This is a genomic window from Pseudomonas sp. SWRI51, assembly GCF_014268825.1.
GTDB lineage: Bacteria > Pseudomonadota > Gammaproteobacteria > Pseudomonadales > Pseudomonadaceae > Aquipseudomonas > Aquipseudomonas farsensis.
The window spans coordinates 1-14,871 of sequence record NZ_JABWRG010000017.1 but is presented as its reverse complement, the minus strand read 5'-3'; the positions used below and the strand labels follow the sequence as shown (position 1 = coordinate 14,871).

The following is a 14,871-nucleotide window of genomic DNA, read 5'->3' as shown; positions in this document are numbered from 1 at the left end:
CCAGTGGCTTAGCACTGCTAGACAAACCATAAGGCCCGCTTCGGCGGGTCTTTTGCGACATGGAGAAAAGCAATGGCGAGCCGCTCGCTTGGCACCCTGACTCTGGACCTAATTGCCAGGATTGGTGGGTTTCAACAGGGCATGGACCAGGCTTCGCGGTCCCTGTCCCGAACCGGCAGTGCGGCAGACTCTGCTGCGGCGCGGGTCTCCGCGATGCAAGGCAGTTTTACGTCCCTTTCCGGGGTTGCGGCTACGGTTTCAGCGTCATTGGCGTCCGCCTTTAGCCTCCAGGCCGTTTATGCGGCATCGGAGGCCTACACCACGCTCACCAGCCGCATGTTGCTGGTGACCGAGGGTTCTGCTCAGCTTGCTGCTGCCCAGAAAGCGGTGTTCTCGATCGCGCAGAGCTCGTATCAGCCGCTGACCGCTACGGCGGAGCTTTATCAGCGCATTGCGACCAACCAAAAGGAACTGAAGCTCTCTGGTGAGGGCGTCGCCGGCATCGTGGGCACCATCAGTAAGACGATGGCCATTTCTGGCGCTAACGCGGCATCGGCAAACGCCGCTTTGATCCAGCTGGGTCAGGCATTTGCCTCTGGCACGCTGCGTGGCGAGGAACTGAACTCGGTCATGGAGCAGGCGCCGGCCCTGGCGCAGGCTATTGCGGCAGGCATGGGCAAGACTGTCGGCGAGCTGCGCACCCTCGGCGCCGCTGGCCTACTTACCGCCGACGCAGTGGTAAAAGCACTTCAGGCGCAGCAGCAGGCTGTCGATGAGCTTTTCGGCAAAACTGCCGTCACGATCGGCAACAGCCTCACGGCGCTGGAAAACTCGTTCACTCAGGTCGTGGGTAGGCTGGATCAGGCGTCTGGTGTCAGCGCAACGATCTCCTCGAGCATCGTGAGCGCATCCAAGGCACTTGACGGCTTCACATCCAATGCGACAACGACCGCGAAGACGATCCAGAGTTTTTCGAGCGCGGCAGAAACTCTGGCTTATGTGTTCGGGGCTCGACTGGCGCTATCCGGCGCCCAGGCTGCCAGCAGCTTTGCGCTGGCAACGAAAGCCTCGATCCAGCAGGCGGCTGCATTGGTCGCGACCACAGCGGCCCAATGGGGCGCGGTCAATGCTGATTCCGCGGCCTCTCGGCAGGCGCTGGAAACAGCGAAATCTCGACAGGCCGATGCACTGGCGCTGATGGAGCGAGCCAGGCTTGAAGTCGTCACGGCAGAACAGAAGATCGCGGCTGATCGCATGCGGCAGACGTCGGAGATCAACAATCTCAAGTCGGTTCAGGCCACGTTGGCCGCCGAAAGGAACCTTGAAGGACAGCGGCTCAAGGCGCAAATCAACGAGCAGGGGCGGGCACTGGCCATCGCGCGAATGGCTGCGGCCCGACTGGACGAAGTGGCCATCATCAGGCAGATCCAGGCCGCCGAAGCGCAGCTTGCTGCAACGACAGCTGCAACATCCGCTGAGATGCAGGCGGCTTACGCCGTCAGAACCGCAGCGGTTGCGGCGTATGGGGAAACAACGCTCGCCGTGAATGCTGCGGTTCGCACTTCCGATGCTGCAACTGCTGCTGCATCTAACGCCAGCAAGGCCATCCTGCTCACCGCCGCGGCAGGCCGGGGTCTGCTCGCGCTGCTCACCGGCCCAGTCGGCCTCATCGTCGCAACTGGTCTCGTTGCGGCCAGCTTCTTTTCGATGCGCACCAGTGCCGACGAGGCGACACAGGCGCTGAGCGCTCACGGGGCGACAGTTGATGAAGTCCGGGAGAAGTACGAGAAGCTCAGCGGCGCCCAGCAGCGCGTGAAGCGCCTGGAATGGATCGATGAGCAGCAACAGGCACTGAGCACCGCCAGCTCCGCACTGGATAACTACGCGTTCAAGATTGAACGCGGCATTGACCTGGGGCCTCAGACCAAACAGTTCCGCACGATGATCGAAGAAGTCGAGCGCGGGCAAAGGACTCTCGATAGCGTAACGACCTGGATCGAGTCGCAGGCGAGCCTGTATCCCGAGTTCCGCAAGGAAATTGCGGGGCTGACGAGGGACTATGACAACAACGTGCAGAAGGCCGACGAGCTCAAGGCTGTGCTCCGTGGGCTGGATGGCGAGACGAAAAAGGTTTCACAAAGCTCTGAGCAGATGCGAGCTGCCCTGAATGCCAGTCAGGAACAGACCAAGGGGCAGGTGGCCAAATGGGAAGAGTACATCGGCAAGCTACGCGAGACCCGTGACCTGTTCGGGGCGAACAAGAAAGCTCAGGCAGAGTTCGAAGCCAGCAAGATGGGGCTCAACGATAAGCAGCGTGAGGAGGCCAGGCTTGTCGCGTCGCAGATCGATGTGATGGACAAGTACAAAGACGCTGTAAAAGCTGGTGATAAGGCGAAACAGCAGTCGCTGCGCAAAGAGCTGGAGGCCATTTACGCCCGGCAGCAAGCGCTTGCTGATGCAGCTGCTGCCGAGAAAAAGCTGCAGGACGCTGCGAACAAGGCGGCAGAAGAGTCAGCGAACAAGAAGATTTCGGAAATGCAGCGTGTGCTGGAGGCGGCGAACAAGGTGTTCAACGCCGCTGCTGGTTTCTCAGCCAAATCCAGCTTTCTCACAGGGCGGAACATGCTCCTGGCGTCACCTGAGCAGCAGAGCATTACCGGAAGATCAATGGTGGCACCGGGCTCCCCAACGCCGTCTGTTGGCGTTCCGCCGCGCAAAAGTCCCCAGCAGCTCGCGGCTGAGCGTCTCGCGCAGATTGAGGCAACCACCGACAGGAACAAGACCGCGGGTGACAAAGCCGCCAATGCGCTCAAAAAGCGCTTCGAGACCATGGAGGAGGGGTACAAGCGTCAGATCGAGCTGATCAACACCTCGACCGACAAGCGCAAGAATGCCACCGAGGTCGAGAAGCTGGCCTTCGAGCTGGCGAGCGGGAAGCTTGAAGGCGTGAATGCCAAGCAGCGCAAAGTGCTAGAGGGGCTCGCTGCCGAACTCGATGCAAAAAAGGCGCTGTTGAAGGCCGACCAAGATGCCAAGAAGCTCGCTGCGCTGAAATTCAACCTCGCCGAGGATAACCGCACCACGCAGGATGGGTTTGAGCAGGAACTTGCCGGCGCCGGCAGGGGTGAAAAATACCGAGCGCAGCTTCGGGAGAAGCTATCCATTGAGCAGGATTTCAACAAGCAACGTCGCGAGATGTACAAGGAATACAAGGAGGCTGTGCTCGCGAACGACCCAGACGCTGAAGCCAACTATAAAAAAGAAACACAGATGTTGGACGAGGCTTTGGCTGAGCGCCTGGCGATACAGCAGGATTACTACGACAAGAAAGATGAAATGCAGAGCAACTGGCTCGATGGTGCCAAGGATGCCTGGCAGGACTATTCGGATCATGCTCGCGACTTGTCTTCGCAGATGTACGACGTGACCAGCAATGCCTTGAGTAGCCTGGAGGACGAGCTGGTCAACTTCGTGAAGACCGGCAAATTCAACTTCGAAGAATTCGCCGCAGGCATTGCCGAGGATCTACTGCGCATGCTGGTAAGAATCGGCCTGCAAATGGCTGTTAACGCGGCAATCGGTAATACAGCCGCCGCCGCTTCCTCGGCGCTTGCAGTCGCGACTGGTACAGCAATGGCCACGGCCTACGCCCCCGCTGCGGCGCTCGCGTCTCTGGCGTCGTTTGGTGCCAACGCTGCGCCGGCCTCTGCCGCCCTGACCACTACCACAGGCTTGGCCTCGAGCCTGGCACTGGTGGGCATGGCGCATGATGGTATCGACAGCATTCCGCGAGAAGGTACCTGGTTGTTGCAAAAAGGTGAACGGGTAACCACAGCCGGTACCAGTGCGAAGCTCGACAAGACCCTCGAAAGCATCCAGTCCCAGGGCGGTGATAAGGGGCAATGGAACTCCATGCCGCCCATACAGCAGCACATCAGCGTGCAAGGGTCTGCCGATGAGGCGACCTTGTCTCGCATCCAGGAGGCCGCCAAACAGGGGGCTCAGATGGGCTATCAAATGGTCCTTCGGGACTTCCGCACCAATGGTCCTGCGCGTCAGCAACTGCGCAAGGCTTAATCGACTACCAGGAGTGACACATGGCAATCGCTTGGCCGGAGGGGTTGTGCCCGACTGAAATGACCTGGGGCGTCGTTTACAACAACCGGGCATTTACCTCGACGCTGTCTAACGCCCAGCAAATCGTCGGCTATCCGGGGGCATATTGGCAGTGCCAGGTGACCTTCGGCGCACTGTCGCGGGCCGAGGAGCGTGTTCTCACGTCCTTCATCGGGCGCTTACAGGGCATGTTTGGTACTTTCCACCTTCCGGCGTTCACTCGCACGCGCACTGACTCCATCGGGGCGCCGGTCGTGGTTAGTGCGCTCGCCCAGGCTTCTGCCATGAGACTGGGAGGGGTTACGCCGGACGCGAAAGTGTTCTCAATGGGCGATTACATTAGCATCGAGGGTGTCATGTTCGAGGTCATTGATGACGCTGTTGCGGACGCAGAGGGCCAGGTGCAGGTGCTCGTCAACAAGCCCATCCGAAAGACCATTCGAGCCGGCGCCGCGATTGAGTATCGAGCGCCGTATGCGGAGATGCGGCGTACCAGCGATTCGCACACGGTGACTATCCGGCCGGTGGTGTCGAACGGCTCGCTTGAATTCCGGGAGGCGTTCTAATGGCAGGGGCATTCCCATTTAGTCAGCGAGTAGTCGACATCATCACTCAGGGCAACTTCATGGCGGTTTATGCATGCGAGCTGGACTTCCCTGGCGGCATGGTGTTCGCGCATACCGGCACCGGTGATTTGGTAATCGACGGAATCACCTACCTTGGTGTCGGTAGTTTCGGCGAAATCAGCCAGGCGCAGGAGAGCAGCAGCTCCAGCTCGCCGATGAGTGTCGAACTTACCCTCAGCGGGCTGGACACCACCATCATCACTGAAACCAGTCTCAAGGGCTGTCGGGGGCGGAACGCCAAGCTCATGTTCGTGGTGTTCAGCCAGTCGGGCGAATCTGCCGCCGACATCTTGTTCAGCGGTCGAATGGATGCGGCGCAGTTCTCATACAGCGGCAACGGCGATAATGGCAACCACATCAAGGTGCCTATCGTCGACCGGATGGCGGAGTGGAGCCGCACGGCGACCGAGCGCTGGACCGATGAGAATCACCGCGCTCGGCACCAGGATGACCGATTCTTCTACGCGGTCGCCCAGATGGCGGATTGGCCGATCTACTGGGGCGCGAGCAAGGACGCCCCCTCCTTCAGCTACGAGTAGACCATGAGAAATCGAAACTGGACCACGCAGCTCGCTCACACGATCAAGGCCGCCACTGAGCGGCCTTTTTCATGGGGCGAGTTTGATTGCTGCCTGTTCGCTGCTGATTGCTCAATGGCGATTTGCGGCGTAGACCCGGCGGCGTCATACCGGGGGCGCTACACCACAGAGACGGGGGCCAAGCGCCTGCTCAAGAGGAACCACGGGTCACTCGAAGGCGCGTGGGACGCGTGTTTTTCTCGGGTTGAGCCGGCCTTTACCCAGCGTGGCGACGTGGCGCTCTATGACGGCCCGAATGGCCGAGGTGTCGCCGTGTACTGGGCCGGTGACTTCTGGTCTGCGTCGGAGGAGGGCGTGGGGCGTATCGATTGCGCGCCGCTGGTTGTCTGGAGGATCGAATGAGCAAGGCGGTCAAGAAAATTGCATTGGTGGCCGCCGGTGCCGCGCTCGGATTTGTCACTGGCGGTGTCGGCTTTGCCATTCTCGGCGGGGCGGTTGGGCTGTTTATCGGGTCGCAGCAAACTGCGGCGTTGAAAAGCGATGTTGCGTCCAGCAGCGGCCCGTCGGCACAAACTGTTCGGTCATCAAAAGCACCAGTGCGGTTCATCCTCGGTCGGGTCAGCACTGGCGGCGTCTTGGTGTGGGCGCAGGAGCAGTCCGGAAGCCAGACCGATGGTGAGTGGGTGCATCTGGTGTATGTGCTCAGCGAAGGCGCTGTTGATGCGCTGGAGGCGATCTACCTGGGCGAGGAGGACATCAAGACCTACGGCGGCTATGCCAGTTATGAGCTGGTGGTCGATCCGACCAAGGTGAACGCCTTCCTCAAAGCCAACTGCCGGGATTGGAGGGACGTGCAGATCGGTCGCGGCCTGTCCTTTGTGCGTCTTTCGCTAAAGCACAGTGCCGAGAAATTCCCGTCGGGCATCCCAGATGTCCGATTCGTGGTGCGTGGCCGAAAGGACATGTACGACCCGCGCAGCGGCTTGACCGGCTACAGCGGTAACACAGCCCTGCACCTGCTGTGGTACCTGCGCGTGCGGTGCAAGGTGCCGGATGACGAGATTTTGTTTCAGTCATTCGCTAGCGCGGCAAACGTGTGTGACGAGGCGGTCACCAACGCCGATGATACTGCCGGTGTGCGTTATCAAACCGGCTGCGTGATTGGCGCCGACGAACAGCGGACCCAGGTGCTGCAGAAGCTGGAGGAGTCTTGCGCTGGGCAACTGATCCGCGTGGGCGGGAAATGGATGCTGCAAGCGGGCGCCTACTATGGGCCGCATGACTTTGAAATCACCGAAGACATGATTATCGGCACGGTGTCTGGATCTACCGAGGTGAACAATGACGCCGCGATCAACGTCGTGACCGGCACCTTTGTCGACCCCTCTCAGACATGGGCCGAGACTGACTTCCCAGAGGTGCGCATTCAGCAGTGGGTGGACGAGGATGGAGGCGAGTCCTCCGATTCCATGACGCTGAGCTACGTCACCAATGCCTACCAGGCTCAGCGTCTGGCCAACATCAAGTTACGCCGCACACGGGCCGGCGGCTCCCTGCAGTTCCCGATGAACTTTATGGGTTACAACTGTCGTCCCGGGCGTGTGGTATGGGTCAACCTGCCTTCGTTGAATATCGTCGGCGAGTTCATCGTAACTGACTGGGGGATGGCTGCCGACGACGGATGTACGGTGACTGTCACCCAGTACAGCGAGGATCTTTTCGACGACGCGGTGGGTGAGCCGTACGACCCTATCGGTATCATCGATCTACCATCGGGAGGGCTCGGGTCACCTACAGATTTGGTGTGGGCTCGGGACGAATCTGCTGAGGTTGTCCAGGGGCTGCTGAGCTGGGTTCCACCATTCGGGGTCGTCACCGGATACGCAGTCACGGTGCGCCAGAGCGGCACTGCGGTTCAGGCGCAGCAAGTTCCCGACACCACGCTCCAGTTACCTATCGGCGGACTTCCGTCCGGTCGCTACACCATTGCCGTAGCTGCCCTCGGTCCTCTCACCCGTTCCGGGGAGGCGAGCATCACGGTGAACATCGACGGGCCAGCGGCGCCCGAGACGTGCACGGTGCAGTCGACCGTCGAGAGCATCACCCTGTTGCCGCGTAATGTGCAGCACGGCCTCAATGGTGGGACCTACGAGTATTTCTACAGCCTGGATCCTCAGGCGACTGTCGAACAGGCTGAATACCTCGGGCAGGGCTTAAGCCTGACACACACCGGCTTGGCATTTTTCACTAACTATTACTACTTCATACGCTCGCGCAACGCCTATGGGGTAAGCAGTTTCCTGCGAGTGCCTGCCTCCACATCCACCAACGTGACAACCATGCTGGAGGCGCTCAAGGACAAGATCGAGCGCAGCCAGCTCGGCCCTGAGCTTGGGAAGGAGATCGACGACCTCCAAGACCAGATTGCTGCATTGGACGGGCTGAAGGCGTATGACCCTGATCAGGTATATGAGCAGGGTCAACTGGTAGTCGTTGATGGTCGGATCTATCAGGCCTTGCATGAGGTGGCCGCCGATCCTGAGGGGGGGAACACGCCGCCCAACAACAGCCTTTGGGCGGACGTTGGTCAGACACTGGAGACTGCCAACGGCCTGGCCCAGCAGGTGCAGCTCATTACCGCCCGAACCGAAGAGGTTGACGGTCGCGTTACTGCATCGGCTGATCAGCTTAGCCTCCTCCAAGCGGCCTGGCGCCCGGATAGCGCTGACGGCGACCTTGCCGACGCGCTGGCCGGCTGGGAGACGAAGGCCCGGATCAAGGTTGAGGAACGGGTCAGGGCAAGCGAAACGGAGGCGCTCGCTCGCAGGGCTGAGGAGCTAAATGTCTCGATCGGGGACACCAGCGCCGCCGTGGGAATAGTTAGCGAGGCAGTTGTCCGGCTCGATGGCAAAGTCGGGGCACAGGTGACTATCAAGGCCGAGACCACAGTGGGCGGGCAGACGGTCCAGGCCGGCCTGCTGCTCGGGAGCGACGGGGAAACCAGCCAAATCCTTAACTTTGCTCAGCGCTGGGCAATTGTGGACGAGGTGTCGGGAGTAATGACCACTCCGGTCGTGGTTGAGGGCGGACAGATGTTCATTAACACCGCTCTCATCAACAAGGCGTTTATCCAGGAACTGGTCTTGAGCATGTCGCTCAAGTCCCAGGCCGTTGACCCACAAGGCAGGCCCTTGATCGAGATCGACATGGTCAATGGCACCTTTGCAGTGCGCGGCCATGATGGCGACGGCTCTACGTTGCTCAACAATGGCGGCGTCTACGTTTATGACGTGAACGACGTTGAGCGCGCCGCTATCGGGAGGCTCACCTGATGGCGGCCCTTTATGGATTGCGCACACGAGATGAACTGAGCCGGATTACGCTCGACACCACAGTCACGCCGATCCGGTCCATAAAAATGATGACGGTGAGAGGCAATGGGGCATTCGATCAGTACATCTCGATTCCGGAGATCAAGGCCGAATCTTTTGTGGTGGTCGATGCCTTGACCAATCGCAATGAGTACACGTCTTCACCGCAGGCCTGGTATTCGCCGGGCCGGCTGCACCTGCGGCAGCCGCAAACCGAGCCGTGGCAGGTGATGATCTTGTCTCAGGGCGGAGAGCCATTTGAGGCGCCTGGAACCTACGGCATCCGGACCCGGAACAACGATGTCCGCACGCAGATCGACTCGGTCAACCGAGTGTTGACGATCCGTCACAGCGGTGCGTTTCAGATCGGCCTTTACTGGCGTCCAGGTATGGAGGTAATCGTCCGGGATTGGGCTACTGTGGCCTTCTCCAGTCCGATCAAGACATACGAGAGGCCGCTGATTTTCCTGAATGCGGTCAATTACATGATGGTCGGCAGATTCTATGTAACGGGCGGCCCTGGGAACTGGACGGGCTTCCGCCTCAAACAGTTTGCAAACAGCAAGCACCATGGTGGTGCAGCAAACGACTATATGCAGATCCGCTGGTTCTGCGCGAGCTACATGACGCCGAACTCTCCCGCTGGGGAATACGGTGCTTCGGTGCGTGATGCCGAGGGAAATCGGACGTTCGTAACCACTGCGAACTTGGCCTTGCTCAACGGTCAGCCGTCTGCGTCGGGTTTCTATCGTGCGGGCACTCCCATTGAGGGGGTGAGTTATTACGCATCCAGCAATCGGATGGCCTGGACCGGCAGTTATGACGATTACGTGCTTGCCAATGCGCTGTTCTCGTGTACCGACGTGATCGGCACCACCAACCCGATCAGGCCAAATTTCGGCGGCTTCCTGCCAGGCAATCGGTCCGTGCTGCAGATTTACTGCGAGAACAATTCAGGAGCGAACCCCCTGAGCCCGAATGGCCGGACGCTGTTCGCTTCGCGTCCAATGAAACCACTCTGAGGAACAACACATGCCGTGGTACAGACAGGGCACGGTGGCGATTGCTGCCGGCCAGACGACGGTCGCCGGTACCGGGACCAACTTCGCACTTAACGCCCGCGTGGGTGATGCCTTTCTTGGGCCTGACGGGCGCTGGTATGAGGTGGCCAACATCGCCAGTTCCACGGTGCTGAGCATCCTTCCAGCCTACCTGGGCGAGAACGTGGCCAGCGGCACCTACGCCATCACCCCGGTGCAGGGCTATGTAAAAGAATCGGCCGACCGCTTGCGAGCGGTGACGGACGGTTTGGGTGAGATCACTCAGGACGTGGAGGCTGCCAGTAAGTCGGCCGAGGCGGCAGAAGCGTCAGCTGCTGCGGCAAGCGATTCGGCTGACAAGGCCAGTGACGACCGCGCTGCGGCTGAGAGCGCAGCAGAGGGCGCTCAGGCCTCTCGCATCAAGGCGAGTCAGCACGAGGAAGCAGCGGAGCAGGCCGCTGCAGAAGCGCTGAGCTATCGCGACTCCACTGGAGCTTTGGCCGACCGCGCTGAGGAGTCAGCAGAGGCTGCACGCGTATCTGCTGAGGCAGCCGCCCAATCGGAGCACAACGTGTCGCACAAGGCGAACAGTGGGGCTAACAGCGATATTACCTCGCTGTCTGGGCTTACTACCCCTCTGTCGCTGGAGCAGGGCGGTACCGGCTATAAGACCGGTGTACCGACCATGAAAGGGGCCACGCAGACGACGGCGGGAGAAAAAGGGTTGGCGCCGGCACCAGGCCCTGGCGAGCCTAACCGTGTGCTGCTGGCAAACGGGGAGTGGGGGCCAGGGGGAGCGGGGCGATTCTTTGGTGAATTGGTCAGTCTTCCGGGGCGTATGAGCCAGCCGAACGGCGTGATATACGCCGATGGACAGGCAATCAGTAATGCCGCCGCGCAGTATCCGATTGCCGTTTCGAACCTTCAGAGTTCGACGCCGAGTGTGCCGGTTGTTCCAGCCGCCGCTTGGCTCGCAGATAAGTACGCTCGAGGTGCATGGGCTTACGATGCTGCAACTGACACCCTTTACATTCCCGACCTTAACGGGGTTCGCGGCGATTCAGCCGGCCCCGTGTTCTTCCGGGGTGACGATGGCAGGTTGGCGCAGGGCTGGATCGCGCCGGGCAAGATCAGACAGGACCAGTTCCAGGGCCACCTATTCGATCTGGCTGGCGGCACCGGTACCGATGGAACGCTGGGTCATGCAACGCTTGGCACAGGGCCTGCGGGTAACGGCCCGATGGTGACAATCGCCGCCGCAGGGAACGGTGCAACCCGATTGCGCACGAAGGCCACGCCGTCGGACAACGGCTTGAATGGTGCCCCGCGAACCGGTAACAGCACATTTCCCACTCATGTGGCGGGCGTCTGGGGTGTAGTTCTTTTTGGTGAAGTGAGCAATCCAGGCGCCGCTGACGCCGCTGCGCTGGCCACCAGCTATGCGAACCTCTCCGCTGGATTGACTGCGCTGGAGAGCTCATTCGGTTTCGCTTACCTATATCCCAATGGCGGTACCGAAGCTACGCCGGCAAACGTCGCAGTGAACTCACGCTACGAAATGGCGAATCCGTTTCCAGGGCATGAAGTAATCGTCTTGGCGGAAATCCAGATCGGCGGGAAATGGGGCGATGCCGGCTGGTTCTACTCTTCACCGAGCGGCTACGGCACAAGGGGTTCTCAACTCGACTTGAACACTATCGTTGTGCAAACGGGCAATGCACGTTTGGGTTACAACTCGAACTTGATAGGAGATCCGTTTGGGCAGACAAACACCACCCTCACTTCAGCTCCGTGCCGGGTGAAAGTATGGAGAGCAAGAGCATGAGTGTTTACGCCGAGATTGGTGGAAATTTCCAGCAGGTTGGTGGCACGTGTCCAGATGGATGGGTCGAAATGTCCGGCCAGCGGCCAGATGATGAAGACACACTGCTGTATACAGCCACCCAGGCCGGCGAGTGGGTGATCTCCGACGAAACCCTGGCTCGCATCGGCGCAGAACGTGAGGTGGCTTGGGTGGAGGAGGAAATGCCAGTGGCCGCTGAGCAGTTGATCATGCTCGAAGACGAAGACCCCGCTGCGCTGCCTGGTACCGCCCGGCAGTGGCGCGATTATCGAATTGCTTTGCGCGCTTGGAAGGACGGCGCCGCCGGCTATCCGCAGATTGAGCTGCGCCCCGCGCGGCCCGCTTGATCAGCACCAACGAACTCCCAGCCGGCCATGAGCCGGTATTTTTTTGCCTGGAGAAACGCATGACGCCCATTACTGAGCAGCAGTTGCTGCAGATCCTCCCGAAAGCCCGCCCCGTTGCGGGTATTTTTTTGCCCGCGCTCAACCGCGCAGCCCTGCGCTGGAAGATCGATAGCCGGGTGCGCATGGCCGCGTTCCTGGCCCAGGTCGGCCACGAATCAGGCCAGCTGCGCAATCTGGGGGAGAACCTGAACTACAGCGCCGATGCGCTGGTGCGCACCTGGCCAAGCCGGTTCACTTCGCAGACCGCCGGCGCATACGCCCGCCAGCCGGAAAAGATCGCGAACCGCGTGTACGGCGGCCGCATGGGCAATGGCCCCGAATCCTCGGGCGACGGCTGGCGGTTCCGGGGCCGTGGGCTGATCCAGCTCACCGGCCGCGACAACTACCGCGCCGCCGGCCTGACCCTGGGCTTGCCGCTGGAGGATCAACCCGAGCTGCTCGAGCAGGCCGAGCACGCTGCCCAGTCCGCCGCCTGGTGGTGGGCGGAGCACGGCCTGAACGAACTGGCCGATGCCGGCCACATCCAGGATATCGGCAGTGTGATCAACACCGGGCGGCCCGGCCGCGTGCCACATGGCACCGCTGAACGCAAAGCGTTGTATGACTTGGCACTGCGGGTGCTGGCGTGAGCGGCTGGGGGCTGCGCGCGATCGTGCTGTTGCTCGTCGTGGCGTCCTATTGGGGCGCCTACAGCCACGGCTGTGCGGTCAAGGATGCCGAGTGGCAGACGCGCTGGGCGGTACGAGATGCGGCTGACAAACAGGCTTGGGCAGTTGAAGAGGCTGCCACACGAGAAGAAGAAAAGAGGCGCGCGAGGGCGCAGGAGGAGGTGAGGGCAGATGCACATGAACAACGCACGATTGCTGATACTGCCGCTGTTGGCGCTGATGCTGCTGGCCAGCGGCTGCGTGACGAAGCCGGAAAACTCGCCGCCACCGTCAGTTGCTCCGGCACGGATTCCGGCGCTATCGCCAGAAGCCAGGCAGCCACCCGCGCCGCCATGGTGCTCTCCGACCTGCTCGCACGGGCTGATGCTCGAGCGGGAGAGCTGGCGGCAGCGTATGACCGCGCCCGAATAGCCGGGCTACAGTGCTCCAGCGAATACGACCTGATGCGTCAAACGAGCCAGTAAGCCCACAAGCGAGCCTGGTAGTTAACCACACCCATTAAATTACATGGCCCACCCTTGAGCGACTCGATAGCCAACAGGACCCGGACCCCAAGCAACGAGAGCTCAGATGACATCCCCTATTATTCCTTGGATGGGCGGCAAGCGCCGCCTGGCAGACCGCTTGATTCCACTGTTCCCATCGCATGAATGCTATGTAGAGGTTTTCGCGGGCGGAGCCGCCCTCTATTTCATGCGGCCCCAGCCCGCGCAGGTAGAGGTGTTGAACGACCTGAATGGCGACTTGGTGAATCTCTATCGGGTGGTGCAAAACCACTTGGAAGAGTTTGTTCGCCAGTTCAAGTGGGCACTCAGCTCCCGCCAGATCTTCGAGTGGCAGAAGATGACCCGCCCCGAGACGCTGACGGACATTCAGCGCGCCGCCCGTTTCTTCTACCTTCAGCAGCATGCCTTCGGCGGAAAGGTCAGCGGTCAGACGTTTGGCACCGCAACCACCGGACCTGCCATCAATCTGCTGCGCATCGAGGAGAACCTTTCAGCCGCCTGGCAACGGCTCGCGGGCACCTACGTCGAGAACCTATCCTGGCTCGACTGCGCCGAACGCTACGACCGTGCGCACACGTTCTTCTACATGGATCCTCCCTACTGGCAGACTGCCGGCTATGGCGTCGACTTCCCGTTCGAGGAGTACGAACGCATGGCCAAGTTCATGCGGCGCTGTAAGGGCAGGGTGATGGTCAGCATCAATGACCACCCCGATATCCGGCGAGCGTTCGATGGCTTCCACTTCGAGTGCCTGGATATTCGCTACACAACGGCCAACCAACGAGTTGGAAAAGCGGAGGTAACTGGCGAGTTGGTGATCATGAACTGGGAGCCTGCCGAGCTGGGTCAGTTGTTCTGATCTGACGGTGTACGGGAAGCGTGGAAGGCGTGAGGCTGCCTTTGCCTATAATGCGTTGAGAAAACCACCAGGAAAGGGCTGTGAAGCGGACAATCGAAGGGATGATCGAGGCGGGCGAACCCCTGATTCAAGAGGCGATAGCGGCGCTTCGCCGTTACCACGAGGCCCAGGCCGCCGGCGAGGCGCCGGACCAGGTGGAACGCCTGCGACTGATCGCTGAATCGGCCTACCAAGCGGTGACGGACTATCAGCTCTATGCACTTGGGCATCAACCCCTTATCAAACATTGAAGTTTATTGTTGCGGGCCTGGAAAGCTGGCTGCCTGCTTAAAGCAGATGTCGGCAGCCGCCTTGACCGGTCACCGGTTCCAGATCATCTGGCTCAATGCCTTGATGTGCTTTGACCAACGCTGCGGCCCGAGCACCGATCCGGGCGGGACGCTTCCCCTTCGTCCAGAGCGGCGACCATCCTTAACTCGTATTTGTTTTTTGACGTCAGAATGACGACGATGTACATTGCGCGCCACTATTTGGCCACTACTCGTCTCTTTACTGTAAATGTCCTCCTTTCTCTGCAAAGCGTCGTTGCTCGGTATCCTGTTGAGCCTCACCCCACTGCGTATTGCAGTCGGTGCGCCAACGCCCGGTGAAACGGATCTGATTCGTGATCGCCAGGAGCGTCTGCTTGAAGACCAACGCCGACGCCTGGAAGACCTCAAGGAACTGCCGGGTTCTCCGTCTCAGTCTCCAGACCGCAAGGCTCCCGCTGACGCCAGGTGTTTCCCTGTTCAGGAAATTGAGATCAAAAGCGCCGACAACCTATCGGAGCCTGAGCGCGACCGACTGTTGAGGCCATACATCAATCAATGCCTCGGTGTTTCGCAACTCAACGCATT

At 60.4% G+C, this 14,871-nt stretch carries 13 protein-coding genes; all 13 read left to right on the top strand.

Annotated features, from left to right (window positions below; translation table 11 throughout):
* The first annotated feature begins 72 nt into the window (after window positions 1–72).
* Window positions 73–4,077, top strand: coding sequence for a phage tail tape measure protein (locus tag HU720_RS08170; RefSeq protein ID WP_186518966.1), 4,005 nt, complete (start codon window positions 73–75; stop codon window positions 4,075–4,077).
* Between the two features lie 20 nt (window positions 4,078–4,097).
* The gene (locus tag HU720_RS08165; protein WP_186518964.1) at window positions 4,098–4,682 is read left to right on the top strand and encodes a hypothetical protein; all 585 of its coding nucleotides are present in this window, start codon (window positions 4,098–4,100) and stop codon (window positions 4,680–4,682) included.
* On the top strand, window positions 4,682–5,281 hold the full coding sequence (locus tag HU720_RS08160) for a hypothetical protein (protein ID WP_186518962.1): 600 nt from the start codon (window positions 4,682–4,684) through the stop codon (window positions 5,279–5,281). The genes HU720_RS08165 and HU720_RS08160 overlap by 1 nt, the downstream gene beginning before the upstream one ends.
* Window positions 5,282–5,284: 3 nt before the next feature.
* Window positions 5,285–5,683 carry a hypothetical protein gene (locus HU720_RS08155; protein ID WP_186518960.1) on the top strand — a complete coding sequence of 133 codons (399 nt, stop codon included), beginning with the start codon at window positions 5,285–5,287 and terminating at the stop codon, window positions 5,681–5,683.
* Window positions 5,680–8,613, top strand: coding sequence for a DUF1983 domain-containing protein (locus tag HU720_RS08150; RefSeq protein ID WP_186518958.1), 2,934 nt, complete (start codon window positions 5,680–5,682; stop codon window positions 8,611–8,613). The genes HU720_RS08155 and HU720_RS08150 overlap by 4 nt, the downstream gene beginning before the upstream one ends.
* Complete coding sequence (locus HU720_RS08145) at window positions 8,613–9,674, top strand: hypothetical protein (RefSeq protein ID WP_186518956.1); 1,062 nt, start codon at window positions 8,613–8,615, stop codon at window positions 9,672–9,674. Before HU720_RS08150 ends, HU720_RS08145 begins: the two co-directional genes overlap by 1 nt.
* 10 nt (window positions 9,675–9,684) lie before the next feature.
* A complete protein-coding gene (locus HU720_RS08140; RefSeq protein ID WP_186518954.1) occupies window positions 9,685–11,517 on the top strand; it encodes a hypothetical protein in 1,833 nt (610 codons plus the stop codon).
* Window positions 11,514–11,882 carry a hypothetical protein gene (locus tag HU720_RS08135; protein ID WP_186518951.1) on the top strand — a complete coding sequence of 123 codons (369 nt, stop codon included), beginning with the start codon at window positions 11,514–11,516 and terminating at the stop codon, window positions 11,880–11,882. Before HU720_RS08140 ends, HU720_RS08135 begins: the two co-directional genes overlap by 4 nt.
* Before the next feature lie 59 nt (window positions 11,883–11,941).
* Window positions 11,942–12,571: a glycoside hydrolase family 19 protein gene (locus HU720_RS08130; RefSeq protein WP_186518949.1), complete on the top strand. Its 630-nt coding sequence runs from the start codon at window positions 11,942–11,944 to the stop codon at window positions 12,569–12,571.
* On the top strand, window positions 12,568–13,074 hold the full coding sequence (locus HU720_RS08125) for a DUF2514 family protein (protein ID WP_186518947.1): 507 nt from the start codon (window positions 12,568–12,570) through the stop codon (window positions 13,072–13,074). Before HU720_RS08130 ends, HU720_RS08125 begins: the two co-directional genes overlap by 4 nt.
* 106 nt (window positions 13,075–13,180) lie before the next feature.
* The gene (locus tag HU720_RS08120) at window positions 13,181–13,975 is read left to right on the top strand and encodes a DNA adenine methylase (protein ID WP_186518945.1); all 795 of its coding nucleotides are present in this window, start codon (window positions 13,181–13,183) and stop codon (window positions 13,973–13,975) included.
* A 101-nt stretch (window positions 13,976–14,076) separates the two neighbouring features.
* Window positions 14,077–14,265 (top strand): hypothetical protein, encoded by a 189-nt coding sequence (locus HU720_RS08115; protein ID WP_186519102.1) that lies wholly within the window; start codon window positions 14,077–14,079, stop codon window positions 14,263–14,265.
* Window positions 14,266–14,533: 268 nt separating this feature from the next.
* Window positions 14,534–14,871 (top strand): POTRA domain-containing protein (locus HU720_RS08110; RefSeq protein WP_272969090.1); only part of this gene is annotated, 338 nt, incomplete at its 3' end.

Excerpts from the sequence above, each read along its gene's own strand:
- HU720_RS08170 (WP_186518966.1), top strand. The coding sequence starts at position 73 with ATGGCGAGCCGCTCGCTTGGCACCCTGACTCTGGACCTAATTGCCAGG.
- HU720_RS08165 (WP_186518964.1), top strand. The coding sequence starts at position 4,098 with ATGGCAATCGCTTGGCCGGAGGGGTTGTGCCCGACTGAAATGACCTGG.
- HU720_RS08160 (WP_186518962.1), top strand. The coding sequence starts at position 4,682 with ATGGCAGGGGCATTCCCATTTAGTCAGCGAGTAGTCGACATCATCACT.
- HU720_RS08155 (WP_186518960.1), top strand. The coding sequence starts at position 5,285 with ATGAGAAATCGAAACTGGACCACGCAGCTCGCTCACACGATCAAGGCC.
- HU720_RS08150 (WP_186518958.1), top strand. The coding sequence starts at position 5,680 with ATGAGCAAGGCGGTCAAGAAAATTGCATTGGTGGCCGCCGGTGCCGCG.
- HU720_RS08145 (WP_186518956.1), top strand. The coding sequence starts at position 8,613 with ATGGCGGCCCTTTATGGATTGCGCACACGAGATGAACTGAGCCGGATT.
- HU720_RS08140 (WP_186518954.1), top strand. The coding sequence starts at position 9,685 with ATGCCGTGGTACAGACAGGGCACGGTGGCGATTGCTGCCGGCCAGACG.
- HU720_RS08135 (WP_186518951.1), top strand. The coding sequence starts at position 11,514 with ATGAGTGTTTACGCCGAGATTGGTGGAAATTTCCAGCAGGTTGGTGGC.
- HU720_RS08130 (WP_186518949.1), top strand. The coding sequence starts at position 11,942 with ATGACGCCCATTACTGAGCAGCAGTTGCTGCAGATCCTCCCGAAAGCC.
- HU720_RS08120 (WP_186518945.1), top strand. The coding sequence starts at position 13,181 with ATGACATCCCCTATTATTCCTTGGATGGGCGGCAAGCGCCGCCTGGCA.
- HU720_RS08115 (WP_186519102.1), top strand. The coding sequence starts at position 14,077 with ATGATCGAGGCGGGCGAACCCCTGATTCAAGAGGCGATAGCGGCGCTT.